Raw genomic sequence first — 23,860 nt, forward strand, 5'->3', positions numbered from 1 at the left:
GCATGCGGTCAGGTCGCCCCACGCCCCGGCATTCATGGCATGCCTGGTCGCGGCGTTTCTCGCGCCGGCAGCGCCGGCGGCGGCGCAGGAGGATCTGCGCACCGTCCCCGCGCGCGGGCAGCCCGTCATGGAAAGGCCGCGCCCCGAGGTCGACCCGGCCGGGGTCCGCATGGGCAGCTTCCGGCTCGATGCCTCGGCGGCGGCGGGAATCGGCTACGACGACAACCTGTTCGGGTCGAACAGGACCCGGCGTGGCGACGGCTTCGGCGAGACCGCGCTCCGCGCCCGTCTCGCGAGCGACTGGACGACCCATGCGGTCGGCGTCTCGGCGGGGCTGACCGACCGCCGCTATTTCAGCGAGCGCAACCTCGACTGGACCGACTGGGACGCCTCCGTCTTCGGGCGCTACGACATCGACAGCGTCACCGCGGTCCGCGCGTCATACGTCCGTCGGCGCGAACACCTCGACCCGCAGAATGTCGACGCGCAGCAGGCGGGCCTCGTCGAGCCGGTTCCATACGATGTCGACGAGATCGACGCCGGCATCGCGACCATGCTGAACCGCATCCCGCTGGGCGCCTCGGCGACCTATTCCCGGTACCGCTACCAGGACGAAGCGGGTGCCGGCGGCGTCGGGGCCTTCTCCGTGTTCGACTACGATACCCTGACGCTGCGCCTCGACAGCGGCTACGAGTTCATGCCCGGCCGGACGCTGACGATCGGGGTGCGACACCAGACCGTGACCTACCAGGACCTCCTGCTGCGCGACCGCGACAGCGAGACCTGGGCTGGCCTCGTGGGTTTCCGCTATGACTTCGACGGCGTCTGGGCCGCACGCATCGCCGTCGGCTATGCCCGGCGCGACTACAGCGGCGCGCAGTTCAAGCCGATCGAGACGCCGGCCGTCGACATCGCCGTTACCTGGAACGTGACGCCGCTGACCACGATCAGCTTCGCGGCCGGCCGGGCGATCCGCGAATCCATCCGCACGAACAGCGCGAGCTACGTGAGCGACTACGCGGTGCTGCGCGCGGACCACGAACTCTATCGCAACATCATTCTGTCCGCTTCGGCCGGGCTCAATAGGCAGGATTACCAGCAGCCTTCGGAAAGCGCGCTGGACGGCGTCCTGCGCGCCTCGGCCACATGGCTCGTCAACCGCAATATCGCCGTCACGCTAGACTATCAGTATACGAACCGCCTCTCGCGCTCGGGCGGCATTCCGGATTTCGACGAGAATGTCGTCTTCCTCCGCGCGCGTTTTGCGATCTAGGGCGGCGTCCGGCCAGGCGTAACCTCGGCGAGGGTCTGGCACCCAGGCATTGGCTTGCTCCGAAGCGTATGTTTGCCGGGCAAGCCATCCGGCCGGGTGGTTCCGGCTGGCAGGTTATTGCGTCAGGAGGCTCTCCGGAACGCCCGGCGGGCCACGCACGCTTCGGAAAGCTGCTGCCGTTGGATCGCGCCATGCGTGCACGTTTCTCCCGCATCAATGCCTTGGCGCGTATCGGCCTAGGTCAGGCCGCTCCGCCAGTGCGTGCGCCCTGAAGTCCTCCCGTGTGTGTGCCGACAAGTTTTCGCCAGCCCTCAGGGACCCGCCTGAACCTTTCGACCATACTGATGTTTCAGCCGAGGTCGGGAGGCGGTGCGACGGTGTCGGCGAAGGAGAACGGGCCAGCCGCGGCATCCCCTGGAAGACTGACCACGCTCGACGCGCTGCGCGGCGCCGCCAGCCTCCTGGTGCTGTTCTACCATCTCGACGACGTGCTCGTCGCGCTGGGCGCCGACCCGCCCTTCGGCGGCCTGGGCCATGGCGGCGCGCGCGGCGTGGACTTCCTCTTTGTGCTCAGCGGCTACGTCATGGCCCGGGTATACCTGATGGACCGCGAACGAAGGACAAGCGCGACCGCGTTCCTCCGCCAGCGGGCACAGCGCCTGCTGCCGGCCTTCTGGACCGTCAGCCTCGCCGCGCTCGCGCTCTATGTGGCCGGATACGGCGGTATGGAAAAGGCGACGAAGCTTGAGCCGTTGCGCCTGTTGGCGAGCTTCCTGCTGCTGCCGCAGGACCACCAGCCTCTCCTGAATGTCAGTTGGTTCCTGGTCTACGAGGCTTTCTTCTACCTGCTGGTGGCCCTCGCGCTGTTCGACCGGCGCATCGGCTTCGCCGCCATCTTCGCATGGCAAGGCCTGGTGCTGGCGCTGCTGTTGGCTGGCCAGCATGTCGGGCCGTCGGAGGTTCCCAACTACCTCAGCCCGAGGTGCCTGGGCCTCGGCATCGGGATCGCCTTCGCGATGCTCGGCCGGCGGATCGAACAGCGTTGCGGCCTTCGGGCAATGTCCTTCGCCTTCGTCGCTGCCGCAGGGCTCTTCCTGGGCGACATGGTCTGGGAAGGGATCGGCGAGCGGGACACCCACGGCCTGCCGATCCTGTTGCTCGACCTGGCCGCCGGCACCGTCCTGCTGACCGTCACGACGCTGGAGCGCCGCGGTGGCTGGAAAGCGCCGCGTCCGCTGGCGGCACTCGGTTCCATCTCCTATTCGGTATACCTCACGCATTTTGCGGTGCTGACGCTGTCCGTCCGCTTCATCGCATCGCTCGGCATGCCTGTCGGACAAGCTACGGCGCTCGCCTGTGCGGTCGCCGCGCTTGCGGTGGGGGCCAGCTTCCACCGCTGGCTGGATGCGCCAGTCCAGTCGGCCCTGCGCGGCAGGCAAATGGCACGAAAGGCGGAGACGCGGCGCACGGTCGGCGTCGAGGCGAGCCACCGCTCGGCCTGATGCCAAAGGCTTCGGTGAAGCTGGCATTGCCCCGCCGTCTTGATGGTCGGCAGGTGCTGACAGGTCGCTCCTGGCCATGATCCCCGCTTGCCATGCCATCGGCAGTCGGCGCGACGATGAGGCTTGTCTTTCGGATCAGCGCGCGCCGTCACGCCCTTGAGCAACAAGGGAAACATCTGATCGGATTTCTTGCTTCGGAAAACATCGGTTCTGGAGGAACTTACGTCCGACCGGCGAGACCGTGCCCCCCCAGGCACGGCGCTGCTCCAGGCGGGGCGGCGCGCGTCAGGCGCCGCTGCCGGGGCCCTTCCGGCGCGCCAGCGCCAGGATGGTCCAGCCCAGGCCCAGGTCTTCCTTGAGCCGCTCGAACCGGTCGCCCACCACCGCGCGGGCCAACCGGTCCAGCTTGCGAGAGTTCAGTAGCCGCAGCACGCCCTGCCGCGCGCGACGTTAGGGTCCGCATGCCAAGAACGTCGAAATCCGCGCGAGTAGCTGGCGGAGCTCACGCCGGTCCATCCATTTCCGCAACTGCCCCGGCGCCGGGAGCGGGATGCGGTTGAGTTCGAGGATGGGTCGGTTCTGCGTCGCCAGCAACAGGTGCCCGCCCGGCCGCAGCAGGCGCGCGATGCGCCCGAGGAACGCCTGCTGGTTGGCCACATGCGCCAGCACCTCGAGGCTGCCCGCCACATCGTAGGCGGCCTCGCCGAACTCGAGCGTCATGAAGTCGCCCGCGACGAAGCGTGCGCGGGGTACGCGGCGCGCGGCGCGGGCGAGCACCTGGTCCGACAGGTCCGCCGCCGTGACGCGACCGAAGGGCAGCACGTCGCTCTCGAGTCAGCCCGCGCCGCAGCCGACGTCGATGATGTCGAGGTCACGGCGACCGCGCGTCGCCAGCCACTCCAGCACCTCCCGCCGCTGGCGCGCGGGCATCTCGTCGACGGCATGCTCGCGCGTCTCGGCGTTCCAACGGTTCCAAAAGGGCCGCTGCAGCGTCGTGTCGTGGAGGAGGGGGCTGGTCACCACGCCGACCGCCGGCAAGATAGGGCCAAGGACGTTTTTCAGGGCGGTCCGTGGCGCGGCGTGGCGGGCATCTGCCGAAAACGTGTCCGCACTTCACCCGGCGGGATAGGAAATCGACACGACCTCGACCTCATCCGTGCCCGCAGGCGTGCGCACGCGGCGCACATCCCCCACCTGCGCGCCGAGCAGCGCGCGCGCCACGGGCGCGACCCAGGAGACGTCGCCGCGGTCCGCATCCGCCTCGTCCACGCCCACGATCCGGATGGTCGCCTCGGCGTCGTCGGACAGTCGCGCATAGGTGACAGTCGCGCCGAAGAACACCTTGTCGCGCCGCGATTGCGCCGCCGGGTCCACCACCTGCACACGCTCCAGCCGCTTGCGGAGGAAGCGCACGCGGCCGTCGATCTGCCGAAGCCGGCGCTTGCCGTACTGGTAGTCGGCATTCTCTGACCGGTCGCCGAGCGCGGCTGCCCAGGACACCACCTCGACCACCTTCGGCCGTTCATCCTCCCAGAGCGCGCGGATCTCCTCGCGCAGTCGCGCCGCACCTTCCGGCGTCATGTAGAAGGGCGTCCCGGGCGGGAGGCCGGGCGGCGCGTCGTCGCCGTCCTCGTCGTCGCCGTTCACGGGTCGAGCAGGGCGTGCCGCACGGCGTCCCAGGAGTGACGGTCGGGCGTCACGATCAGTCCGCCGTCACGGTGCAGCGGGCCATAGGCACTGCCGTCGAAGCGCGCGGCATAGCCGCCGGCCTCGCGGTGGATCAGCCATCCGGGCAGATGATCCCAGGGCATCAGCCGGTTGTAGAACTGCGCATGGCAATGCCCGCTGGCGGAAAGCCTGTATTCGTGCGCCGCGCACCGGAAGCCCACGACGCCGGCGAAGCGCGCGAGCCGTCCCGCGACCTGGCTGCGCATCGGCTCCTTGAGGTAGGTCCAGGACACCGCGACGATCATGCGCTCGACCGGCACGGGCGCCGCGACGCGCAGGTCCGCCATGTGCCGCCCCTCCCCGTCCGCGATCCAGGCACCCTCACCCCGCAGCGCGATCGCCGTGTCGTCGCCGAGCGGGTCGTGGATCCAGGCGCCCACCACCTCGCCGCGCACCACGGCCGCCGCCATGCAGCCGAACAGGGGCGTGCCGGAGGCGAAGTTGGCCGTCCCGTCCACCGGATCAACCACGAAGGCGAGGTCGGCCCCAACCAGACGGTCGAGCACGCCCTCGTCGGCCGCCGCCGCCTCCTCGCCCACGATCACGGCGCCCGGGAACATGCGCAGCAGGCCCGCCTCGATCACGCGCTCGGCCGCCTCGTCCGCATCGGTCACGAGGTCCAGCGGCCCCGACTTCGACCGCACCTCCCCCTGCGCCAGCCTGCGGAAGCGGGGCAGGATCTCGGCGCGCGCGGCCTCGCGCAGCAGGGTCGCGACCTCGGTCGCGTGTCGTGCGGTGATCATGCGCGATCCTCGAAGCGCGCGCGATCGGCCGGCGAGATTCGCACGGTCAGCCGGATCGCCTCGTCCCCATCGTTGCGCGCCAGCACCTCGCCGTGCTCGTAGAGCCAGGCGAGGCCGGCGCCGTCGGTCGTGGGGAGGCTGACCTCGATCGTCTCCATCCCGGCCGAGAGGCGCGCGTCGATGGCGGCGCGCAGTTCCTCGAGCCCCTCCCCGGTCAGGGCCGAGACGGGCACGGCGCCGGGTGCGCGCCGCTGCACCGCCTCGATGCCGCCGAGCAGGTCGGCCTTGTTCAGCACCTCGACCACGCGGTCCTGCCAGCCTTCCTCGAGCGAGGCATGCGGGCCTTCGGCCATCTCCTCCATCACGCCGAGGACGTCGGCGCGCTGCGCCGCGCTGTCGGGATGCGCGATGTCGCGCACATGAAGGATGATGTCGGCCGCGGCCACTTCCTCGAGCGTCGCGCGGAAGGCTTCCACCAGCTGCGTCGGCAGGTCGGAGATGAAGCCGACCGTATCCGACAGGATGGCCGTGCGGCCCGACGGCAGGCGGATCGCCCGCATGGTCGGGTCGAGCGTCGCGAAAAGCTGGTCCTGCGCGTAGACGCCGGCACCGGTCAGCGCGTTGAACAGGGTGGACTTGCCTGCATTGGTGTAGCCGACCAGCGCGACCACCGGATAGGGCACTCGCTCGCGCGCCTTGCGATGCAGGCCGCGGGTGCGGCGTACCTGCTCCAGCTCGCGCTTCAGCTTCACGATGCGGTCGCCGATCAGGCGACGGTCGATCTCGATCTGGCTCTCGCCCGGCCCGCCCAGGAAGCCGAACCCGCCGCGCTGCCGCTCAAGGTGCGTCCAGGAACGAACGAGGCGTGTGCGCTGGTATTCGAGGTGCGCCAGCTCGACCTGCAGCGCGCCTTCCTTGGTGCGGGCACGCTCGCCGAAGATTTCGAGGATCAGGCCGGTACGGTCGATGACCTTGCAGGCCCAGGCGCGTTCGAGGTTGCGCTGCTGCACGGGCGTCAGCGCCGCGTCCACGACGACGAGCTCCGCTTCCTGTTCCTTCAGCGCGCGGCCGATCATCTCGACATGACCTTCGCCGAGCAGCGTCGCCGGACGGCGTTCGCGCAGCGGATGCACCGCCTCATGGACGACGGCCACGCCGATCGAGGCCGTCAGGCCGACCGCCTCCGCCAGCCGCGCCTCGGCCGCGCGATGCCCGCCGCCGTCGCCGATGGCGACGCGGGAGGGACGCTCGAAGGGGAGGATGACGGCGGCGCGCGTCGGGCGGCCGCCGGGCGCGTCAGTCGCCACCGCCAGTGGGCACCTCGCTCCGCGCCAGGGTCATGCGCGTTTCCGAGGCCGGCGCGGCGGGCTGCGCGCCCGCCTGGGCGGTCGCATCGAACAGCATTATCGGTGCGCCGGGCATGACCGTACTGATGGCGTGCTTGTACACGAGCTGCGTATGGCCATCACGCCGGAGCAGCACGGAGAAATTGTCGAACCAGGTGATGATCCCCTGCAGCTTCACGCCGTTCACCAGGAAGATCGTCACGGGGGTCTTCGATTTGCGAACGTGGTTCAGGAACACGTCCTGCACGTTCTGGGACTTCTCGGCGGCCATGGGACCGGTCCTCTGTTTTTGCTGGTCACCGACCAGGGGCGGACCGGCGAAAACCATTTCCGGCCGCCGGCGTGCTCAGTGTTGTCCTGACATCAGCGGATGGCAAGTGGCAGGAGATGCGCTTCCAGCGCATGGCCATCCGCGAAGGCGATGTCGGGCGCGACTGCCGCCATGCCGCCATCATGCGACGCGTCGCCGAGCAGCACGGCGCGGCAGCCGGCCGCGCGCGCGGCCTGCATGTCGAGCGCCGTATCGCCCACGTACCAGACCCGGCCCGAGGGCGGCACGCCGATCGCGGCCAGCGCCATCAGCAGCGGTGCCGCGTCGGGCTTGTCGCGCGCCGCATCCCCGGCGCCGACCAGCGTGCCGAAATGCGCGGTCCAGCCGAGATGCGCGGCCTCGGCCCGCAGCAGCGGCCCCTGCTTGTTCGAGACGACCGCCTGCGGCGCTGTCCGCCCGGCCGCCGCCAGCGCCGCCGCCGCACCCGGCATCGGCACAAGAACCGAGAGATGCGTGGCGCGCACCTCGGCATAGAAGATGTCCCGCGCCCTCTCCCACTCCGCGCCGAACAACGGCGGAAAGCTCTCGCGGAGCGATTTCCGCACATTGGCCAGCACCTGGATGCGGGTCCATTCCGCCATGCCGAAAGCACGGAAGGCCGCGTTCAGCCCGGCCTCGATGGCGGCCCAGCCATCCACAAGCGTGTTGTCCCAGTCCCAGAGGATGGCATCCGGCCGGGTCATTTCTTCAGCTGCGCCATGAGGCCGAGCATGTCCCCCATCACCCAGAGGTGGCGGATGCGGCCCTCATGCACCTCGAAGAAGCCCACGCCCTCCCAGGCGAGGTCGCGCCCCGAGGGCTCCGCGCCGAGAAAGGGTCCCACGTCGTGCGTGCCGGAGAAGCCGACGCGCGCGGCCGCGCGGGCGCCCTCCACGACCAGGTCCCGCAGGTCGCAGCGATAGGTGCTGAAGGCCTCCCTCACGCTGCGCACATAGGCGCCGAAGGCCTCGAGGCCGCGCATGGTCTGGCCGAAGGTGCCCTGGAAGGCGACATCCTCGGTCAGCAGCGCGGGCAGTCTGGAGAAATCCGCCTTCTCCCAAAGTTCGGCGTAGAAGGCGCGGACGACGCTGGCGGTGTCCGCGGTCACGCGGCGTTCTTCAGCCCGCCCTTCACGTGGCGGGCGAAGATCTCGAACAATTGCCGCACCACGGGCCCGACCTTGCCATCGCCGACCGGCTGCCCGTCGATCTTCACGATCGGCTTCACGAAGGAGGTCGCGGAGGTGATGAAGGCCTCCCGCGCGCGGCGCATCTCCTCCATCGAGAATTCCCGCAACTCGAACGGGATGCCCGCCTGCTTCAATTCATCGAGCAACGCCGCGCGGGTGCAGCCGGGCAGGATGGCATGGTCGAGGTGGCGAACGCGGATGACGCCATGTTCATCGACGATCCAGAAGGATGTCGCGGCGCCTTCGGTGACCATGCCGGTGTCGGGGTCGAACAGCACCGCCTCGATCGCCCCCTGCTCGCGCGCCGCCTGGCGCGCCAGGCAGTTGGGCAGCAGGTTCACGGTCTTGATGTCGCAGCGCGCCCAGCGGAGGTCCGGCGTCGTGATCGCGGCGGAGCCCCATTTGTCCACATCGGTCGGGTAGGGCGGGATGCGCTTGATGGTCACCACCAGCGCCGGCGGCACCGGCTCGGTCGGGAAGGCGTGGTCGCGCCGGGCCACGCCGCGGGTCACCTGCATGTAGAGCAGGCCCTCGGTCACGCGGTTGCGTCGCGCCACCTCCCGCAGCACCAGGCGGAGCGCCGCGCGCGACATCGGCATGGGCAGGCGGATCTCGCGCAGCGAGCGTTCCAGGCGGTCGAGGTGCAGGTCCTCGTCGATGTAGCGGCCGTCGAACAGGTGGACGACCTCGTAGATGCCGTCGCCGAACTGGTAGCCGCGATCCTCGATGTTCACGCTGGCTTCGGGCTGCGGCAGGTAGCGGCCGTTCACGTAGGCGATGCGGGACATGCGTCCGTCCTTCAGGCGTTGCCGACCGTGCCGGCCGTGGTGGCGCGGTCCTCGGCATGCACGCCGAGGAACTTCAGCTTGCGGTGCAGGGCGCTGCGCTCCATGCCGACGAAATTCGCCGTCCGGCTGATGTTGCCGCCGAAGCGCAGCAGCTGCGCCTCGAGGTACTGGCGCTCGAACAATTCCCGTGCGTCGCGCAACGGCAGGGTCATGATCTCGCTGCTGCGATCGAGCTTCAGCACCGCCGGCGCCGCCGCGCCCACCTGCGGCGGCAGCATGTCGGGGCGGATCGACTCACGCGCCTCGCCCGGCGCCATGATCAGCAGCCAGTCGATCAGGTTGCGCAACTCGCGCACGTTGCCGGGCCAATCATAGGCCTGCATGGCGGCCAGCGCGTCCTCGCTGAGCTCGCGCGGCGCCATGCCGGTGGTCTCGGCGGACCGCCCCATGAAGTGGCGCGCCAGCACGGGCACGTCGTCCCGGCGCTCGCGCAGCGCAGGCACGCGCAGCGGCACCACGGCCAGGCGGTAGAACAGGTCTTCCCGGAAGCGCCCGGCCTGGATCTCGGCCGTGAGGTCGCGGTTGGTGGTGGAGAGCACGCGCACATCCACCTTGACCCGCGTGCCGCCACCGACGCGCTCGAAGCCCTGTTCCTGCAGGGCGCGTACGATCTTGCCCTGGGTCTCGAGCGGCATGTCCGCCACCTCGTCCAGCAGCAGCGTGCCGCCATGGGCGCGTTCAAGCACGCCGGCCCGGCGCGGCTGGGCGGATGGGTCGGGCCCGGCCTCGACGCCGAACAACTCCTCCTCGAAGCGGCTGGGGTTCAGCGTCGCGCAGTTCAGCACCAGGAAGGGACCGTCGGTGCGGCGTGACCGCGCATGGATCATGCGCGCCGCTACTTCCTTGCCGGCGCCGGCCGGCCCGGTGATCAGCACGCGCGATCCGGTCGGCGCCACCTTCTCGATCGCGCCGCGCAGCGCGCCGAGCGGCCCCGAGCCGCCGACCAGCTCGGTCTCGGGCCCGGCGCGCAGGCGCAGCTCGCTGTTTTCCCGCCTGAGGCGCGCCGCTTCCAGCGCGCGGGAGACGATGAGCAGCAGGCGGTCGGACTTGAAGGGCTTCTCGATGAAGTCGTAGGCGCCCTGCTGGATCGCCTGCACAGCGGTCTCGATGGTGCCGTGGCCGGAGATCATGACCACCGGCACCTGCGGCTCCTCGACATGCAGGGCCTCCAGGATGCCGAGCCCGTCGAGGCGCGAATTCTGCAGCCAGATGTCGAGGATCACGAGCGAGGGCCGGCGCTGCCGGAAGGCGGCGATGGCGGAATCCGCGTTGTGCGCCTGGCGCGTCTCGTAGCCCTCATCCGACAGGATGCCCTCGATGAGGGCCCGGATGTCGGGCTCGTCGTCCACGATCAGGATCTCATGCGCCATGCGCGACCTTCGCTCCCTCCGCCGCCGGCGTCGACTCCCCGCCTGCCTCGCCTGCCGGGCGGACCGGCAGGATCAGCGCCACGCGGGCGCCCGGGCCGTCTTCCCGGTCCTCGAGCACCAGCCCGCCGCCATGGTCCTCCATGATCTTCTTGACGATGGCAAGTCCGAGCCCGGTTCCCTTCGCCTTGTGAGTGACATAGGGCTCGGTCAGGCGGTCGCGATCCTCGTCCTTCGGCAGCCCGACTCCGTCATCGGTCACGACGATCAGGACCCGGTCCGGCCCCCTCTCGACCCGCGCCTCGATGCGCCCGGCGCCTTCCTCGGCGCGCATGGCGACGGCGTCCGCCGCGTTCTGAAGCAGGTTCGTCAGCGCCTGGCCGATCAGCCGGCGGTCGCAGGGCAGGACGGGCGGCGGGTCGGCGTAGGCGGTCTCGTAGACGATGCGCGGATGGGCGTCGCGCTGCAGCACCAGCGCCTCGCGCAGCAACTGGTTGATGTCCTCGGGGCGGATGACCGGCTGCGGCATCCGCGCGAAGGCCGAGAACTCGTCGACCATCCGCCCGATATCGCCCACCTGGCGCACGATGGTGTCGGTGCATTGCCGGAAGGTCTCGGGGTCGTCCGTGATCTGCTTGAGGTAGCGGCGCTTCAGGCGTTCGGCCGAGAGCTGGATCGGCGTCAGTGGGTTCTTGATCTCGTGCGCGATGCGCCGCGCCACATCCGCCCAGGCCGCCTTGCGCTGGGCGGACAGCAGTTCCGTGATGTCGTCGAAGGTCAGGACGTAGCCATCGACGCGCCCGCCCTGCGCCTCGGCGCCGAGGCGCGCAATCAGGGTCCGCCGCGCGGAGGGCGGGCCGGTGCGGATCTCGTCGGTCTGCGGCCGATCCGGGCTCGCGCGCACGGCGGCAAGCAGGGGCGCGAATTCCGGCGCGACGCCGGCCAGCGGCAGCCCGATCGCGGCATCCAGATCGACGCCCAGCAGCGCCGAGGCCGAGCGGTTCGGCAGGTTCACCCGCCCCTCGGCATCGAGGCCGATGACGCCGGCGGTGACGCCCGAGAGCACCGTCTCGGTGAAGCGCCGCCGCTCGTCGATCTGCCGGTAGGCCTCCATCAGCTCCCCACGCTGCGCGGAAAGCTGGCTGGTCATCCGGTTGAAGGCGCGGCCGAGGGAGGCGACCTCGTCATCCGCCGCCCCTTCCTGCACGCGCGTCGATAGATCGCCCGCCCGCACCCGTTCCGCCGCGGTGATGAGGCGCGAGATCGGCCGCGCGATCCGGTTGGCGATGAGCAGGCCGAGCAGCACGGCGCCCAGCAGCACGAGCAGCGTCGCGATGGCGAAGACCAGCACGAAGGTGATCTGCAGGTCGCCGCGGTTGCGCTCCAGCCGGTCGTATTCCTGGAAGGCCAGTTCCGTGCGGCGGATGTGCTCCAGCACCCCGGGGTCAACCGGGCGGCTGATCATCAGCAGCAGCCCCGGCGGGATGTTCAGCTGCACCAGCGCGCGCACGCGCCCCTCCCCGCCCTCGCCGGGCAGCACCGCGACCTCGCCCGCCCGCGCCGCCTCCAGCGCCCAGGTCGGCGGCACGTTCACCACGGCCCCCGTGGTCAACCCGGCCGAGGCCACCACTTGGCCGAGGGTCGGCTCCACCACCAGCGCGTCGGTCAGGCCGCGGATCGCGGTGTGGGTCGCCAGCAGCCGCGCGAAGGCGATGCCGTTGTCCGGCAGCAGCACGGGCCCGGCGCGGTTGAGGTCGTTCGCCATCGCCAGGATGTCGGCGCGGATCGTGTTTCGGTGTTCCTCGAGATAGGCGCGCGACGCGACCAGGGAGGCTTCAAGCGTGTCCCGCACGCGGTCGCTGAACCAGGCCTGGATGCCGAGGTTGAAGAAGAGCGCCGCGAAGCCCGCGACCAGGATGGCCGGCCCGACCGCGACCACGCCGAACAGCAGCACGAGCCGCACATGCAGCCGCGACCCGGCCGACCCCCGCCGGCGCTCCGCCCACATCCGCACGAGCCGCGCGACCAGCGAGGCCGCCAGCAGCAGCAGGACGGCCAGGTTGGCGAGGATGATGCCGACCACCTGCCCCGGGCTGGTCGGCCCGAGTGGCGTGCCGCCCGACAGCGCCGCGAAGGTCGCAAGCCCGAGCACGAAGGCAATGAGCGCGAGGCCGATCGTGGCCGGCGCACCCTGCAGCGCATCGCCCACGCGGCGGAGGAGGGACCGCCGCACGGGCGCGCCCTGCTGCGGCGGCGCTTCAGGCGCCGGCCCGCGCCGCGCGGCCCGGCGGCGGCGGAACAGGCCCGACATGTCAGGGGCCGCGCATGGCTCAGGTCAGGCCGCGCACCACGGGAAGCTCGAGCTCCCGGATCTTCTTGCGCAGCGTGTTCCTGTTCAGCCCGAGCATGGCGGCGGCCTTGATCTGGTTGCCCCTTGTAGCACCGAGGGCGAGTCGCAGCAGCGGGCGTTCCACCTCCGCCAGGACGCGGTCATAGAGGTCGCGCACCGGCATGCCGTCCTTGTGCGCCGACATGAAGGACTGCAGGTGCCGCTCGACCGCCTGCTCGAGCGTCGCGGGCTGCGCCTGCCCGTCCGGGCCGGCGGGCTGCACCGCCTCCGCCAACTCGGCGGCGACGGCATCGGCGCCGATCACCTCCTGCGGATAGAGCGCGGCCAGGCGGCGCGTCAGGTTCTCGAGCTCGCGCGCATTGCCCGGCCACCCATGGCCCTTGAGCGCATCGAGCGCCTCGGCGCTGAGCTGCTTGCCCGGCAGCCCCGCGGCGCGCGCGCGGTCGAGGAAGTGGCGGGCCAGCAGCGGGATGTCCTCCATCCGCTCGCGCAGCGGCGGCAGGCGGATGGGCACGACGTTCAGGCGGTAGAACAGGTCTTCCCGGAACATGCCCTGGCGGATCAGCTGCCGCAGGTCGCGGTGCGTCGCCGCGACGATCCGGACATTCGCCTTGATCGGCTGGCGGCCGCCGACGGTCGTGAACTCGCCTTCCTGCAGCACACGGAGCAGGCGGGTCTGGGCCTCGGGCGGCATGTCGCCGATCTCATCCAGGAACAGCGTCCCGCCGGCGGCCTGCTCGAAGCGGCCGATGCCGCGGTTGAGCGCGCCCGTGAAGGCGCCGCGCTCGTGGCCGAACAGTTCGGCCTCGATCAGCTCGCGCGGGATCGCGGCCATGTTGATCGCGACGAAGGGCCCCGCCCGGCGCTTGCCGTAGTCGTGCAGGGCGCGCGCGACCAGTTCCTTGCCCGTGCCGCTTTCCCCCGTGATCATCACGGTCAGGTCGGTCGTCGTGAGGCGGGCGACGGTGCGGTAGATCTCCTGCATCGCCTGGCTGCGCCCGACCAGCGGCAGCTTCTCGCCCTCCGGCTCGTCCGCCGCCTGGGCGGAGGGCGGCGCCGCCAGCGCGCGCTCCACCACCGACAGCAATTCCTTCAGGTCGAAGGGCTTGGGCAGGTATTCGAAGGCGCCGCGCTGGGTCGCCTTCACGGCTGTCGCGAAGGTCGACTGCGCGCTCATGACGACCACGCGCAATTCCGGGCGCACGCGCCGGATGCGGGGGACCAGGTCGAGCCCGTTCTCGTCCGGCATCACGACGTCGGTGATGACGAGGTCGCCCTCCCCGTCCTCGACCCAGCGCCAGAGCGTTGCGGCGGAGGAGGTCGCCCGGACCTGGTAGCCGCTCCGCCCCAGCGCCTGGCTGAGCACGGTGCGGATGGCCCGGTCGTCATCGGCGATCAGGATGGTGCGCGCTTCGGCGGTCATTCACTCGGTCCCAGTGCTTCCCGGCGGGGGCGTTGCCATGGAGAGCCGGAAGACGGTGCGTCCCGGGCGGCTGTCGCATTCGATCAGCCCGCCCTGGTCGGCCACCAGCTTCGCGACGAGCGCGAGGCCGAGCCCCTGTCCCCCCCGCTTGGTGCTGACGAAGGGTTCAAAAAGCGTGCCGCGCACTTCCTCGGCGATGCCGGTGCCGTTGTCCCGCACGCTGATCTGCAGCGGCAGGTGCACACGTTCGGCCGAACCTGGCACTGCGATGCGCACGCCGTGATGATAGGCGGTGGCCAGGACGATCTCGCCGCCAACGGGATCGACAGCCTCTGCCGCATTCTTCACCAGGTTGAGCAGAATCTGCACAAGCAGGTCCCGGTTGCCCCAGACCGGCGGCAGGGAGGGGTCGTAGTCCTCCACCAGCCGCAGGTGGGAGGCGAAGCCGGTGGCCGCGATCCGCTTCACGTGGTCCAGCACCTGGTGGATGTTCACGGGGGCGAGGTCGACCGGCCGTTCCGAAAACATGTCGAAGCGATCGACCAGGCCGCGGATGCGGTCGGCCTCGTCCTGGATCAGGACGCAGAGCTCGCGGTCGCCTTCCTCCGCATTCTGCTCCAGCAGCTGCGCGGCGCCGCGGATGCCCGAGAGCGGGTTCTTGACCTCGTGCGCGAGCATCGCCGCCATTGCCGAGGCGCCGCGCGCCGCGCCGCGGAAATTGAGTTGCCGGTCCAGCATCTGCGCCGTCGAGCCGTCCTGCAGCGTCAGAACGACCGCGCCCGGCATCTCGGGCAGCGGCGCGGCGTGGACGCTGACGCCGCGGCGCGCCAGGCGCGGACTTTCCAGCATCAGGTCGTGGTCCGAGACGTTGCTGTTTTCCTGGCGGACCTGCGCGATGACGGCGAAGATCCGGCTGTCCGGCGGCAGCAGGTCATCGAGGCGCACCTGCGCGAGCGAGGCCGCCGAGGCGCCGAAAAACTGCTCGGCCGCGGCGTTGGCGCTGACGAAGCGGTTCTCCGCGTCCAGCACGACGATGGGCACGGCGATGGCGCCGAGGATCGCCGCGGCGTCAGGCCCGTCCGGCCGCAGCAGGATCGCGCGCAGCGCCGCCCGGCCGGGAATGCCGCGACTCACGCCGGCACGCGGCTCGCGCCGCGCCTCCGGTTCACGCGGCTCACGCCGCGCATCGCCACCACGCGGCTCACGCCGTGCTTCGCCACCACGCGGCTCACGCCGTGCTTCGCCACCACGCGGCTCACGCCGTGCTTCGCCACCACGCGGCTCACGCCGTGCTTCGCCACCACGCGGCTCACGCCGTGCTTCGCCACCACGCGGCTCACGCCGTGCTTCGCCACCACGCGGCTCACGCCGTGCTTCGCCACCACGCGGCTCACGCCGTGCTTCGCCACCACGCGGCTCACGCCGTGCTTCGCCACCACGCGGCTCACGCCGCGATGCGGTCGTCCCCCGCCTCCCGGAACGCTTCGCGCACCGCCTCGACGCCGCGCTCGATCAGCGGGTCGTAGAAGGCGTGGACGAGGTCGGTCACGGCCTCGGGCGTCTCGCAGCGGTTGACCTCGACCCGGAACTCGGCCGAGCCCGGCAGCCCCTTGGAATACCAGGCGACATGCTTGCGGGCGAGCCGCACGCCCGTCCCCCGCCCATGGTGCAGCAGCATGTCCTCGTAATGGCCCAGCAGGATGCGCTTCTGCTCCGCCAGGGACGGCTCGGCGGCCGTGGCGTCGCCCGCCAGCCGCGCCGCCACCACGGCCGGGAACCAGGGGCGCCCGTAGCAGCCGCGGCCGATCATCACGCCATCGGCGCCGGATCGCCGCAGCGCCTCCTCGGCATCCTCGACGGTCACGATGTCGCCGTTCGCGATCACGGGGATGCGGACCGCCTCCTTCACCCCGCGGATGAAGTCCCAGTCGGCGCGGCCGGTGTAGAACATCTGGCGCGTGCGGCCGTGCACCGTGACCATGCGGATGCCGCATTCCTCGGCGATGCGCGCCAGGCGCGGGGCGTTCAGGCTGCCGTGGTCCCAGCCCATGCGCATCTTCAGCGTCACGGGCACCGAGACGGCGCGGACGGTCGCCTCCAGGATGCGCGCGGCCGCGATCTCGTCGCGCATCAGCGCCGAGCCGGCGCTCTGCCCGACCGCCACCTTCTTGACCGGGCAGCCGAAATTGATGTCCACGACCGCGGCGCCGCGATCGACCACAAGACGCGCCGCCTCGGCCATCGTGGCCGGGTCGCACCCGGCCAGCTGCACCGAGGCCGGGCCGCCGAAGCCGTCCACCTCGGCCATCTTCAGGGTCGCACTGTTGGTCCGGACCATGGCCTGGGACGCGATCATCTCGCTGACCACCATCGGCGCGCCGAGCGCGCGGGACAGGCGCCGGAACGGCAGGTCGGTGACGCCCGACATGGGCGCCAGGATGACGGGCATCGCGATGACCGGGCCGCCAAGATCGATCGGCGCCAGCCGGGGAGCGGATGGAATGCTCATGATTTGGGCTGGATAGGGCGTCGGCGGCCGCTTCGCAATGGAAACCCGGGGTGACTGCCGCATTCTTGTTCAGCGGGTGGCACCTCCGTCCCCGCACGACGCGCCCGGTCCGCCCGCAGCGCAGGGGCGCGCCGGCGCCCGCTTCGCCCTATGATGCGCTGAAGGAGGACCCGCCATGACCACCGACCCCTGCATCATCGGCTGGGCGCACAGCCCCTTCGGCAAGCTCGAGGACTGCCCGGACCTCGAGACGCTCATGGCTCGCGTCGCCCGCGCCGCCATCGAGGATGCCGGCGTCGCGCCCGAGGAGATTGACGCCGGCTTCGTCGGCGTCTTCGGGGAAGGCTTCACGCCGCAGGGCTTCCCCTCCTCCCTCGTGCTGCAATCGCTGCCGGAACTCCGCTTCCGCCCGATCACGCGCTACGAGAATGCCTGTGCCACCGGCTCGGCCGCGATCCACGCGGCACGGGACTTCCTGACCGCCGGGCGCGGCCGCCTGGCGCTCGTGGTCGGCGCCGAGAAGATGACCGCGACGCCCGGGCCCAAGGTCGGCGACATCCTGCTGACCGCGTCCTACCGGCGGACGGAACAGGACATCGAGGGCGGCTTCGCCGGCGTCTTCGGTCGCATCGCGGAAGCCTATTTCCAGAAGCACGGCGATCAGTCCGATGCGCTGGCCGCCATCGCGGCCAAGAACCACCGCAACGGCGTGGACAATCCCTGGGCGCAGATGCGCAAGGACCTCGGCTTCGCCTTCTGCCGCACGGAGAGCGAGAAGAACCCCTATGTCGCGCGCCCGCTGAAGCGCACCGACTGTTCCCTGGTCAGCGACGGCGCGGCCGCGCTGGTGCTCGCGGACGCCGAGACCGCCGCCGCCATGGCCAAGGCGGTCCGCTTCCGCGCGGCGGTGCAGGTGAACGACTTCCTGCCCATCGCCGCGCGCGACATCACCCGCTTCGAGGGCGCGCGGGAGGCCTGGGCGCGCGCCTACGAGGCGGCCGGCGTCACCGTCGCCGACCTGTCCTTCGCCGAGACGCATGACTGCTTCACCGTGGCGGAGCTCATCGAATACGAGGCGATGGGCCTGGCACCCGAAGGCCAGGGCGCGCGCGCCGCGTTGGAAGGCTGGACGGCGGCGGACGGACGCCTGCCCGTCAACCGCTCGGGCGGGCTCAAGTCCAAGGGGCACCCGATCGGCGCGACCGGCGTCTCGATGCACGTGCTGGCGGCGATGCAGCTCACCGGTACGGCGGGGACGATGCAATTGCCGAAGGCCGATCTCGGCGGCGTGTTCAACATGGGCGGCGCCGCCGTCGCGAACTACGTCAGCATCCTGGAGCGCGCGCGCTGACGGGGCTGCGCGAGCGCCGCGTGAATCCAGCGTCAAACCGATTTCTTTAAATTGTGCGAGTCGAATATCGCGCTTTAGTTGAGGGCTGCCGGCCGATCCGCGCCGGCGCCGCTCAACTTGCGGAGGCGCGCGATGTCCGGCACCGGGTGGTTCGATCCCGATGGCAATCCCCGTCCCGGCAATGCGCCGACCCCGGGGGATGACAGCTTCGTCGGAACCGAAGGCGACGACATCCAGACCGGCGGCGAGAGCCCGATCATCAGCGCCGGCCTCGGCAACGACACCATGCGGGGCTTCGGCGGCACCGACCTGCTGTCCGGCGACGAGGGGGAGGACCTTCTCGACGGCGGCGCCGGGGACGACGAGCTCTACGGCGGCGCGGACAACGACACGCTGATCGGCGACGCCGGCGACGATTTCCTCTCCGGCCGGGACGGCGACGACAAGATTTACGGCGGCGAGGGCAGCGACACCGTGGTGCTGGGCGGCACGCCCGGCGGCTATTCCTGGACACCCACGGCCGGTGGCTGGATCGTCACCGACCTCAACGTCAACGACGAGGACGACGGTACCGACTTCATCGCCTCCGACGTCGAGTGGATCCAGTACAACGCGTCGGGCGACATCCTGCCCACTCCCTGCTTCGCCGCCGGCACGCGGATCATGACCGCGCGGGGGGAGGTGCCGGTCGAGATGCTGCGCGTGGGGGACCTGGCCGTGACCCTCGGCCTCCGGGGGCCGTGGCTGCGTCCGGTGGAATGGATCGGCCATCGCCGCGTCGATTGCCGGCGGCACCCGCGGCCGGCCGCGGTGCAGCCCATACGGATCCGCGCCGGCAGCCTCGGCCCCGGCGTGCCGCACCGCGACCTGCTGGTCTCGCCGGACCACGCGCTCTACCTCGACGGCGCGCTGGTCCCGGCCGCCATGCTGGTCGACGGCACGGCGGCGGTGCGCGAGGTCGCGGCACGCGAAGTGCGCTACTTCCACGTCGAGCTCGACCAGCATGACGTGCTGCTGGCCGAGGGGGCGCCGGCGGAATCCTGGCTCGACTGCGGCAACCGGGACCAGTTCTCCAATGGCGGGCTGGTGGCCCGGCTCCATCCGGACTTCGCCGCCCCGCGCGGCGCCGCGGCTTGCGCCGAGCTGGTCACCGGCGGGCCGCGGCTCGCGCGGATCCTGGCCGCCATCGCTGCCCGCCGGGGCGACGGCGGCGGCGGCCCTGGCGGCCTGAAGCAGGCCGGGTAGGCTCACGCGATCCGTGGCACGCAACCTGCATCATGCGCTGTGTCAGACAGCGGGATCCTCCCGGGCCTGGCAGCTTAGCCTTCCTCAACCTTGCCTCGGGGCCATCCACACGGATGGCCCTTCTTTTTGTCCTCATCGATTCGCAGAATGCGAAGCGAGGCGCGACGCCGAACGCGAACCACCCTGTGCGGCACTGTCCATCCTTTTTTCATCTCCGCGTGCGCAGGTTGAGATTGCGGGCGCGCCGGACGAACCAGGCCATGCGCCGCCCGCGCTAGTCAGGGAAGGCAGGCAGGGCGCGATGGACGGGATGGCGGAAGCCGGCGCCGCGGAAGCCGCGCGGAAGGGCACTCCAGGGGCCGGCGCCTCCGCGGCCGCGGCCGAGGCGGTGCTGAGCTTCGACGCCGGCCTTCGCGTCGGCATCGTGTCCGGTGGTGCGGCGGCGCTGCTCGGCCTTTCACGGGCGACGCCCGGGCTGCGTTCCCTGACCGAATTGCTGGAGGCGAGCCCGCGCCTCGACCGCGCGGCGGTGGCGGCGCTGACCGCCGCCTGCCACGCCGCGGCCCTCGGCATTCAGGACGGCACGGCGGGCCTGCGCTTCACCGGCGCACCGGGGCTCTGCTTCCGCATCAACCCCGCCTCCGCCGTCGGCTGGCTGATCGAGGTCGCGGCGGACCGCAGCCTGCCCGGCGGCGGCGGCGCCGACCCGCTGACGGGCCTGGCCGACCGCCCGATGTTCGAGGCCCGCCTCGCCGCGGCCCTCGACCGGCCGTCCCGGCGCGTCGGCGGCTGTGCCGTGCTGCTCTGCGAACTCGAAGGCATCCGCGCCGTCAACAACATGCTCGGCCACGCGATCGGGGAGGACCTGCTGCGCGCCGCCGCGCGGCGCCTCCAGGCCGCGGTCCGCGACGGCGACCTCGTGGCGCGGCTGGCGGGCGAGGAATTCGCCATCCTCCAGGGCAACGTCCCAGACGCAGCCCAGGCCGCGGCGCTGGCCGGACGGCTCGTGGACCTGCTCGGCCGGCCCTACATCATCTCGGGCGAGACCGTCGTCGTGACGCCGCGCGTCGGCACCGCGATAGCGCCCGCCGACGGCGCTGATGCGGCGCTGCTGCTGCGCCGCGCCGCCATGGCCCGGCACGAGACCCCGGCGGAGGGCAGCGGGTCCTGGCGCCGCTTCAGCCCCGAGATGGATGTCCGCTGGCGCGAGACCCGCGCGATCGAAGCCGCGCTCCGCCTGGCCGTCGCCGAGGACCAGTTCGAACTCCACTACCAGCCCCAGGTCGCCCTGCCCGAAGGACGCCTGACGGGGTTCGAGGCGCTGATCCGCTGGCGCCACCCGCAGCGCGGCGTGCTGACCCCCGCCTGCTTCCTGCCGGTCGCCGAGCGCCTCGGCCTGATGCGCCCGATCGGCGCCTGGGTGCTGCGCGAGGCCTGCCGCGCCGCCGCCGGCTGGGGCGGCGGGCTGCGCGTCGCGGTCAACATCGCCCCCTCGCAGTTCGAGGACGGCAGGCTGGCCGAGGCGGTCGGGGAGGCCCTGGCCGCCAGCGGCCTCGATCCTGGCGCGCTCGAACTCGAGGTGACCGAGACCGTGCTGCTGGCCAGCGGGGATTCCGCGCTGGGCCAGTTGCTGGCGCTGCGCCGGCTCGGGGTCGGCATCGCCATGGACGATTTCGGCACGGGCCATTCCTCCCTGACGCAACTCAGGGTCTTTCCCTTCGACCGCATCAAGATCGACCGCTCCTTCGTGACCGACCTGCCCTCGGGCGGCGATGCGGCCGCCATCGTGCGGGCGGTGACGGGTCTGGGCCGCAGCCTCGGCATCGCCGTGACGGCCGAGGGCGTGGAGACCGAGGCGCAGCTGCAGGAACTGCTGAAGGAGGGCTGCGACGCCGCGCAGGGCTACCTGTTCGGTCGCCCGATGCCCGGCGCGGCGCTGGCGGAGATGATCGCCGGGCTCGAAGCGGCCTGAGGCCCTGCGGCCTGGCGTCAGCGCGGCATGGTCGCGAGCAGCGGCGCCACGCGCGCCAGCGCGCGCAGGACCGCCGGGTCGAACTGCCCGGGCGACATGCGTTCGTCGCCTTCCGCAAGCCGCGCCAGCGCCTCCTCGTGCAACTGCGCCTCCTTGTAGGCACGCTCCGAGCGCAGCGCGTCGTAGACATCCGCCACGGCCACGATGCGCGCCGCGAGCGGCACCGCCTCCCCCGCCAGACCGGCCGGATAGCCGCTGCCGTCCCAGCGCTCATGGTGGCCGAGCGCCACGACGGCGCCGAGCCTGAGCCACGGCGCGGCGCCATTCGCCAGGATGCCGGCACCGAGGGTGGTATGGCTTTCCATCACCCGCCGCGCACCCCGGCCGAGCGTACGCGCGCGGCCAAGCACGCCTGGGGGAAGCAGGGCCTTGCCGACATCGTGCAATGCAGCGGCCCGCTCGAGTACCGCCCGATCCTGCCGCGGGAGGCCGAGCGCCCCACCCAGCAGACCGGCGATGCGCCCGACGCGAAAGGGATGATCCGGCCCCTCCGGATCGGTCGCGATGGCCTGCCGCGCGAAGGCTTCCAGCGCCGCGTCATGATAGGCGTCGGGCTCGAGGGGCCCTGGCGAGGCCGCCGAGCCGCGTTGCGCGACGGGGCGAATTCTTGAAATGCGAGACATGATCCCGGCCTGACGAGCCGGGACCATAACGCGGGACGCCCTGTCTTTTCGCCCGATACGGCGCGGGGTCACGCCATAGTGAAGGCGGCGTCCGGCGGCAGCAGCACAACCGCGGCGGCCTGCGCCGCGATCCCCTCCCCGCGCCCCGGGAAGCCGAGCCGCTCGGTCGTCGTCGCCTTGACCGAGACGGCGCCGAGGCCGACGCCGAGCAGGTCGGCGAGGCGCGTGCGCATCGCCTCGGCATGCGGCGCGATCTTCGGGCGCTCGCAGATCAGCGTCACGTCCGCATTGGCGAGCACGCCGCCGCGCGCCGCGATCCGCGTCGCCGCATGGCGCAGGAAGCGGGCGCTGTCGGCGTCCTTCCACTCGGCCTCGGAGGGCGGGAACCAGCGCCCGATGTCGCCTTCCGCCAGCGCGCCGTAGATCGCGTCGCAGAGGGCGTGGATGCCGACATCGGCATCGGAATGTCCCGAAAGGCCAAGCGGATGCGGCACGGTCACGCCACACAGGATGAGCGGCCTGCCCGCGACCAGGCGATGCACGTCGAAGCCCGTGCCCATGCGCGGGACCAGGCGGGCGGCGAGATGGGCTTCCACGCGGGCGAGGTCCTCGGGCCAGGTGATCTTCACGTTGCTCTCGGCGCCCGGCACCAGGGCCACGGGCAGGCCCGCCGCCTCCAGCAGGGCGGCGTCGTCCGTCGCGCCGCCATCGCCGCCGCGATGGGCCGCGGCCAGGGTCTCGAAGCGGAAGGCCTGCGGGGTCTGGGCGCGGAACAGGCCGTCCCGCGGCACCGTCTCCTGCACCCGCCCTGCAGCGCCGCGCTTCAGGGTGTCGGCGACGGGCTGGGCGGGGATGGCGCCGGGCGCCCCGTCCAGTGCCGCGAGAAGCGCGGCGATCGTCCCCGGCGGGATGACCGGGCGCGCCGCGTCATGCACCAGCACCACCGCGGGCGGGTCCGCCGCCAGGGCGGCGAGGCCGGCGCGGACGCTCCCGGCGCGCGTCGCGCCGCCGGGGACGGGCGGTCGGGCGGGCAGGCCGGCCAGCAGGGCGGCGACGCGCGCTTCCTCCCCGGCCGCCACCACCGGCTGGATGGCGTCGACGAGGCCGCCCGACAGCAGGGCCTCCGCCGCATGGCGGATCACGGGGCGGCCGAGCAGCGGCAGGTACTGCTTCGGCTCGGGCGCCCCGAAACGCGTGCCGCTGCCGGCGGCCATGAGAAGTGCGACGATGCTCATGCGGGGCTTCTAGAGGAATATCCGAGCGGATGAAGCCGATGGAACGGATCTGCCGCGCCCGCCGGCATGCGATGCCGGGACGCCGGGCCCGAGTGCCCGTCGTGGCGGCGCTGCCCGCCCGTCATCGCGGCGGCCGCAGCGGGAGGGCCGGTGCCATGGCCGGCGTCAGCGGGAAGGCGGACAGGCGCTCGCGCAGTGTCCCGACCGCGGGCGCGGGTTCCGGCGTGGCGTCGCGGGACGACCAGCCCATCGCCTCGGCCCGCCAGCCGAGCAGCGCCAGCAGCGGGCCGCCGGGCGCCGCGCGCGGCAGGCAGGGCGCGGCGTCCGGGCTCGGCAACCCCGTCTCGACCGCGGCGCCCTCGGCCAGCACGGCGTCATGCCCGGCGAGCAGCAGGAGGATCGCCTCGCGCCCCGGTTCCGTCGCTTCCGCCACGATGCCGAGGCCGTCCACCAGGGCGCCGGCCCCGACCAGTGCACCATCGAGCAGCAGCCCCTGCCCGGCAGGCACCAGCAGGTCCTGTCGCGGCGCACCGTCGGCGAGGGCGCCGGCGCGGATCCGCACCAGCGGCCCGGCGAGCGCGACGCGCCGGATGTCGGCCACGCGCTGGAAGGGCGCCGCCGTGCCGGACACCGCGATGACGAGATCGCCGGTGGACAGCGCCTCCACCGGCCTCTCGCCGGCCGGCGTCAGCACGAGCGTGCCGGTGGGCAGGCCGCTTTCCGGCAAGGTCGGCGTCACGTCGTCTCCCGCATCGCGGCGATCGGCCATGCCGGCCAGCGCCACGT

Annotated in this window: 24 protein-coding genes; 5 read left to right on the plus strand and 19 right to left on the minus strand. The window is 71.8% G+C overall.

Translation table 11 applies throughout. The annotated features are described in order from the left end of the window. The first annotated feature begins 34 nt into the window (after positions 1-34). Entirely contained in the window at positions 35-1,273 is a 1,239-nt protein-coding gene (locus E8M80_RS20235) for an outer membrane beta-barrel protein (RefSeq protein ID WP_170979533.1), read from the plus strand. Positions 1,274-1,554: 281 nt separating this feature from the next. Further along, positions 1,555-2,775 (plus strand): acyltransferase, encoded by a 1,221-nt coding sequence (locus E8M80_RS20240; RefSeq protein WP_137127546.1) that lies wholly within the window; start codon positions 1,555-1,557, stop codon positions 2,773-2,775. 285 nt (positions 2,776-3,060) lie between these two features. On the opposite strand, the gene E8M80_RS26330 is transcribed toward E8M80_RS20240, so the two are convergent. From E8M80_RS26330 to dusB, 16 genes are all read right to left on the minus strand, one after another. Then, complete coding sequence (locus E8M80_RS26330; protein WP_206035694.1) at positions 3,061-3,207, minus strand: hypothetical protein; 147 nt, start codon at positions 3,205-3,207, stop codon at positions 3,061-3,063. Positions 3,208-3,225: 18 nt separating this feature from the next. After that, on the minus strand, positions 3,226-3,597 hold the full coding sequence (locus E8M80_RS26335) for a bifunctional 2-polyprenyl-6-hydroxyphenol methylase/3-demethylubiquinol 3-O-methyltransferase UbiG (RefSeq protein WP_206035695.1): 372 nt from the start codon (positions 3,595-3,597) through the stop codon (positions 3,226-3,228). A gap of 12 nt (positions 3,598-3,609) precedes the next feature. After that, positions 3,610-3,795 carry a hypothetical protein gene (locus E8M80_RS26340; protein ID WP_206035696.1) on the minus strand — a complete coding sequence of 62 codons (186 nt, stop codon included), beginning with the start codon at positions 3,793-3,795 and terminating at the stop codon, positions 3,610-3,612. Positions 3,796-3,888: 93 nt separating this feature from the next. Further along, on the minus strand, positions 3,889-4,422 hold the full coding sequence (gene greB, locus E8M80_RS20250) for a transcription elongation factor GreB (RefSeq protein ID WP_137127547.1): 534 nt from the start codon (positions 4,420-4,422) through the stop codon (positions 3,889-3,891). Further along, positions 4,419-5,246, minus strand: a complete 828-nt coding sequence (locus E8M80_RS20255) for an inositol monophosphatase family protein (RefSeq protein WP_137127548.1) — start codon at positions 5,244-5,246, stop codon at positions 4,419-4,421. The genes greB and E8M80_RS20255 overlap by 4 nt, the downstream gene beginning before the upstream one ends. Beyond that, on the minus strand, positions 5,243-6,559 hold the full coding sequence (hflX, locus tag E8M80_RS20260) for a GTPase HflX (RefSeq protein ID WP_137127549.1): 1,317 nt from the start codon (positions 6,557-6,559) through the stop codon (positions 5,243-5,245). Before hflX ends, E8M80_RS20255 begins: the two co-directional genes overlap by 4 nt. After that, positions 6,543-6,863 (minus strand): RNA chaperone Hfq, encoded by a 321-nt coding sequence (hfq, locus tag E8M80_RS20265; RefSeq protein WP_137127550.1) that lies wholly within the window; start codon positions 6,861-6,863, stop codon positions 6,543-6,545. Before hfq ends, hflX begins: the two co-directional genes overlap by 17 nt. Before the next feature lie 92 nt (positions 6,864-6,955). Then, positions 6,956-7,606 (minus strand): HAD family hydrolase, encoded by a 651-nt coding sequence (locus E8M80_RS20270; RefSeq protein ID WP_137127551.1) that lies wholly within the window; start codon positions 7,604-7,606, stop codon positions 6,956-6,958. Continuing rightward, the gene (locus E8M80_RS20275) at positions 7,603-8,010 is read right to left on the minus strand and encodes an ester cyclase (RefSeq protein WP_170979534.1); all 408 of its coding nucleotides are present in this window, start codon (positions 8,008-8,010) and stop codon (positions 7,603-7,605) included. The genes E8M80_RS20270 and E8M80_RS20275 overlap by 4 nt, the downstream gene beginning before the upstream one ends. Next, entirely contained in the window at positions 8,007-8,879 is an 873-nt protein-coding gene (locus E8M80_RS20280; protein ID WP_137127553.1) for a D-amino-acid transaminase, read from the minus strand. Before E8M80_RS20280 ends, E8M80_RS20275 begins: the two co-directional genes overlap by 4 nt. 11 nt (positions 8,880-8,890) lie before the next feature. After that, positions 8,891-10,309 (minus strand): sigma-54 dependent transcriptional regulator, encoded by a 1,419-nt coding sequence (locus E8M80_RS20285; RefSeq protein ID WP_137127554.1) that lies wholly within the window; start codon positions 10,307-10,309, stop codon positions 8,891-8,893. Further along, on the minus strand, positions 10,299-12,617 hold the full coding sequence (locus E8M80_RS20290) for a PAS domain-containing sensor histidine kinase (RefSeq protein ID WP_137127555.1): 2,319 nt from the start codon (positions 12,615-12,617) through the stop codon (positions 10,299-10,301). The genes E8M80_RS20285 and E8M80_RS20290 overlap by 11 nt, the downstream gene beginning before the upstream one ends. Before the next feature lie 19 nt (positions 12,618-12,636). Continuing rightward, complete coding sequence (gene ntrC / locus E8M80_RS20295) at positions 12,637-14,079, minus strand: nitrogen regulation protein NR(I) (RefSeq protein ID WP_137127556.1); 1,443 nt, start codon at positions 14,077-14,079, stop codon at positions 12,637-12,639. Continuing rightward, positions 14,080-15,213, minus strand: a complete 1,134-nt coding sequence (locus tag E8M80_RS20300; protein WP_240790137.1) for a nitrogen regulation protein NR(II) — start codon at positions 15,211-15,213, stop codon at positions 14,080-14,082. After that, the gene (locus E8M80_RS20305; RefSeq protein ID WP_137127557.1) at positions 15,210-15,527 is read right to left on the minus strand and encodes a hypothetical protein; all 318 of its coding nucleotides are present in this window, start codon (positions 15,525-15,527) and stop codon (positions 15,210-15,212) included. Before E8M80_RS20305 ends, E8M80_RS20300 begins: the two co-directional genes overlap by 4 nt. Beyond that, positions 15,524-16,588 carry a tRNA dihydrouridine synthase DusB gene (gene dusB, locus E8M80_RS20310; protein ID WP_137127558.1) on the minus strand — a complete coding sequence of 355 codons (1,065 nt, stop codon included), beginning with the start codon at positions 16,586-16,588 and terminating at the stop codon, positions 15,524-15,526. The genes E8M80_RS20305 and dusB overlap by 4 nt, the downstream gene beginning before the upstream one ends. Positions 16,589-16,763: 175 nt before the next feature. Here dusB and E8M80_RS20315 point away from each other — a divergent pair, with 175 nt between their 5' ends. The 3 genes from E8M80_RS20315 to E8M80_RS20325 all read left to right on the plus strand — a co-directional run bounded on the left by E8M80_RS20315 (position 16,764) and on the right by E8M80_RS20325 (position 21,156). Continuing rightward, complete coding sequence (locus E8M80_RS20315; protein ID WP_137127559.1) at positions 16,764-17,939, plus strand: acetyl-CoA acetyltransferase; 1,176 nt, start codon at positions 16,764-16,766, stop codon at positions 17,937-17,939. A 132-nt stretch (positions 17,940-18,071) separates the two neighbouring features. Then, positions 18,072-19,184, plus strand: coding sequence for a Hint domain-containing protein (locus E8M80_RS20320; RefSeq protein ID WP_137127560.1), 1,113 nt, complete (start codon positions 18,072-18,074; stop codon positions 19,182-19,184). Between the two features lie 301 nt (positions 19,185-19,485). Further along, positions 19,486-21,156 (plus strand): bifunctional diguanylate cyclase/phosphodiesterase, encoded by a 1,671-nt coding sequence (locus tag E8M80_RS20325; protein WP_137127561.1) that lies wholly within the window; start codon positions 19,486-19,488, stop codon positions 21,154-21,156. A 17-nt stretch (positions 21,157-21,173) separates the two neighbouring features. On the opposite strand, the gene E8M80_RS20330 is transcribed toward E8M80_RS20325, so the two are convergent. The 3 genes from E8M80_RS20330 to E8M80_RS20340 form a co-directional block, all read right to left on the minus strand. Further along, positions 21,174-21,866, minus strand: coding sequence for an HD domain-containing phosphohydrolase (locus E8M80_RS20330; protein ID WP_137127562.1), 693 nt, complete (start codon positions 21,864-21,866; stop codon positions 21,174-21,176). A 41-nt stretch (positions 21,867-21,907) separates the two neighbouring features. After that, on the minus strand, positions 21,908-23,074 hold the full coding sequence (gene ispD / locus E8M80_RS20335) for a 2-C-methyl-D-erythritol 4-phosphate cytidylyltransferase (protein ID WP_137127563.1): 1,167 nt from the start codon (positions 23,072-23,074) through the stop codon (positions 21,908-21,910). Between the two features lie 121 nt (positions 23,075-23,195). Further along, the gene (locus E8M80_RS20340; protein WP_137127564.1) at positions 23,196-23,843 is read right to left on the minus strand and encodes a Hint domain-containing protein; all 648 of its coding nucleotides are present in this window, start codon (positions 23,841-23,843) and stop codon (positions 23,196-23,198) included. Positions 23,844-23,860 lie beyond the last annotated feature (17 nt).

It is taken from the genome of Roseomonas sp. HF4 (genome assembly GCF_005222755.1).
Lineage (GTDB): Bacteria > Pseudomonadota > Alphaproteobacteria > Acetobacterales > Acetobacteraceae > Neoroseomonas.

Coding starts and splice junctions, on each gene's coding strand:
- hfq (WP_137127550.1), bottom strand. CDS start 6,863: ATGGCCGCCGAGAAGTCCCAGAACGTGCAGGACGTGTTCCTGAACCAC.
- E8M80_RS20235 (WP_170979533.1), top strand. CDS start 35: ATGGCATGCCTGGTCGCGGCGTTTCTCGCGCCGGCAGCGCCGGCGGCG.
- ntrC (WP_137127556.1), bottom strand. CDS start 14,079: ATGACCGCCGAAGCGCGCACCATCCTGATCGCCGATGACGACCGGGCC.
- E8M80_RS20315 (WP_137127559.1), top strand. CDS start 16,764: ATGACCACCGACCCCTGCATCATCGGCTGGGCGCACAGCCCCTTCGGC.
- ispD (WP_137127563.1), bottom strand. CDS start 23,074: ATGAGCATCGTCGCACTTCTCATGGCCGCCGGCAGCGGCACGCGTTTC.
- E8M80_RS20270 (WP_137127551.1), bottom strand. CDS start 7,606: ATGACCCGGCCGGATGCCATCCTCTGGGACTGGGACAACACGCTTGTG.
- E8M80_RS20290 (WP_137127555.1), bottom strand. CDS start 12,617: ATGTCGGGCCTGTTCCGCCGCCGCCGGGCCGCGCGGCGCGGGCCGGCG.
- E8M80_RS20340 (WP_137127564.1), bottom strand. CDS start 23,843: ATGGCCGATCGCCGCGATGCGGGAGACGACGTGACGCCGACCTTGCCG.
- E8M80_RS20325 (WP_137127561.1), top strand. CDS start 19,486: ATGGACGGGATGGCGGAAGCCGGCGCCGCGGAAGCCGCGCGGAAGGGC.
- E8M80_RS20285 (WP_137127554.1), bottom strand. CDS start 10,309: ATGGCGCATGAGATCCTGATCGTGGACGACGAGCCCGACATCCGGGCC.
- dusB (WP_137127558.1), bottom strand. CDS start 16,588: ATGAGCATTCCATCCGCTCCCCGGCTGGCGCCGATCGATCTTGGCGGC.
- E8M80_RS20280 (WP_137127553.1), bottom strand. CDS start 8,879: ATGTCCCGCATCGCCTACGTGAACGGCCGCTACCTGCCGCAGCCCGAA.
- E8M80_RS20330 (WP_137127562.1), bottom strand. CDS start 21,866: ATGGTCCCGGCTCGTCAGGCCGGGATCATGTCTCGCATTTCAAGAATT.
- E8M80_RS20255 (WP_137127548.1), bottom strand. CDS start 5,246: ATGATCACCGCACGACACGCGACCGAGGTCGCGACCCTGCTGCGCGAG.
- E8M80_RS20320 (WP_137127560.1), top strand. CDS start 18,072: ATGTCCGGCACCGGGTGGTTCGATCCCGATGGCAATCCCCGTCCCGGC.